Raw genomic sequence first — 2,116 nt, 5'->3', positions numbered from 1 at the left:
CCGGTTTCATTAGACCACTACATCTCAGCCGATTTTTTCGCCATGGCTGACTGCTGCCCATCTTTAGGGAATAGTCCAATCAGACGTAGCACCTTGACGTTCTACCTTCCTATCGTTTGCCTTGCGCCTATCAACAAGGAAAAACAAAAAAAATGAAAACTCGATCTACTTGTTGCTCATTAACGTCAGCGATGTTGACGTTAGCTTTGCTGTCCTGCATTCAGGGTGAGAAGGTGTATGCCAGTGAAAAAGTCGGCAACGTAAATCAGTCTGAATTTGCCTTCGAGAACAACAATTATCCCACCGTAAAAACCAGCCAACTTCTTTATGATGAGCTGGACTATCAGCGCGCAGTGCAAGCTTATATCTGGGCCCAACCACTGGTTGGCCTGGGTGCAATGATTGAAGGAGCGCGGCGGATAGGTATCGCTCCCATGGAGTTGTTCGTATTCGATCAGGGCTTACGGATCAACCAAGCACTGCAAACGGGCAACGATGACGTCATCTATTCGTTCAGCTATTTCAACCTGCAGAAAACCGGCCCGCTGGTCGTGGAGATTCCTGTGGGTAATCTGTACGGCGTAGTACTGGATGCCTGGCAGCGGCCGATCGAGGACGTCGGGCGTATCGGCCCGGACCTGGGCAAGGGCGGCAAGTACCTGATCGTTCCGCCAGGCTGGAGCGGTGAGCTCCCCGAAGGCGGCTATTTCTCACGTATCTCGGAGACCAACAACGGCATGTTGTTCTTGCGTGCAGTGCGTGCTCCTGGAGAGAGCAGGGAAAGCGCAGTGGCTCGTCTGGCGCAGAGCAATATCTATCCCTATGCGATGCGTGCCGCGCCCCCTGCCCTACGCATGCGCAAGATGGGAACTGATGACTATGATGGTCTGACCCCTCGTGGAACTGCCTATTTTGATTTAATGGCACAGCGCGTTCGTGAAGAAGGTGGCAACGAGCGTGATCGGGTAATGCTCGGCATGCTAGCCAGTATTGGAATCGAGGCTGATAAGTCATTCACACCGGACGCACGTCTTGACCGGATTCTGCAGCGTGCTGAACAAACCGGTCGTGCCATGGTCGCCAACCTGGAGTTCAATCCGCGCAAACCACGTCGTGAAATCTTCAAAGGTACTCAATGGCACAATGGCACGGGGTTGGTGCACTACTCACAGGAGCGTGGTGCGCTGACAGAGGTTGATGAACGGGCGGCGTTGTATCGTTTTGGGTTCGCCATGCACAAGTTCCTCGATCCGAGCTTCAAGCCCATCGTCGGCAAAGGTGCCGCGTATGCGACGGCATACAGGGATGCAGGTGGCAAGTTTCTTGATGGCAGCAAGACTTACCAGCTTCATGTACCTGGCAATGTACCGGTTGCCGATTATTGGTCGGTCACCGCTTATGATGCCGACACTTTCAACTTCATCGATACCGATCAAAAGCGTCCTTCATTATCGTCGCTGAAAGATCTCGCGCGAAATGCGGACGGATCCATTGATCTGTACTTCAGCCAGCATGAGCCTCCTGACAAGTCTGGCAATTGGATCAAGACAGTTCCCGGCAAGGGGTTCTTACTGTTGTTACGGATGTTCGGACCGACCCAAAGCTTCTATGACGCCACATGGACACTGGGTGACGTCAAGGAAGTCAAACAGCCCGGTCAATCTTGATGCTGTTGGGGTTGAAACCGCAAACCCGGCATTACGGACTGATACCCTAAACTTGGGCGACATTATCCGGAATCGCAGTCTTGGCCGGGTGGATCGAGGTGGGCCTTGAACACGTTCGCAAGCCACTCCGGCTGAACCCGTTTTCCGGCAGACTGGGATAATCTGCCGCGCGGCCAAGCGCGCATGCGGCCGGCGAATAGAAGCCGCTGTCAAGCCACAACGAAGGAATTTGACTTGCCGTACAGGCTCACGTCGTTTCCTGGCGGCAAGCTTTGCCCAACTGGGCCTGCTCGACAAGGCAGGCGTAGAGTTTGAACTGTTGCTCGTCGGCAGCCTGCATTTCACAACTCGTCACTGCGCCACGAAGGAACCATTCAGCGAAGCTGCGACGCTTGAGCATTTTGTTGCTGGCTTTGGAATCATTATCCTTTTCGGTGATGGATTGGAAC

The 2,116-nt window shown here is 53.6% G+C and carries 2 protein-coding genes; both read left to right on the top strand.

The window, feature by feature from the left end:
• Nucleotides 1-152: 152 nt before the first annotated feature.
• Nucleotides 153-1,667 carry a DUF1254 domain-containing protein gene (locus PMI34_RS26935; RefSeq protein WP_081498012.1) on the top strand — a complete coding sequence of 505 codons (1,515 nt, stop codon included), beginning with the start codon at nucleotides 153-155 and terminating at the stop codon, nucleotides 1,665-1,667.
• Nucleotides 1,668-1,896: 229 nt separating this feature from the next.
• Nucleotides 1,897-2,116: hypothetical protein (locus PMI34_RS28645; protein ID WP_202949451.1), on the top strand; the 220-nt coding region annotated here is incomplete at its 3' end.

The sequence above is a fragment of the Pseudomonas sp. GM74 genome, from assembly GCF_000282455.1.
Classification (GTDB): Bacteria; Pseudomonadota; Gammaproteobacteria; order Pseudomonadales; family Pseudomonadaceae; genus Aquipseudomonas.
This window is presented reverse-complemented; position numbering and strand designations above follow the sequence as displayed.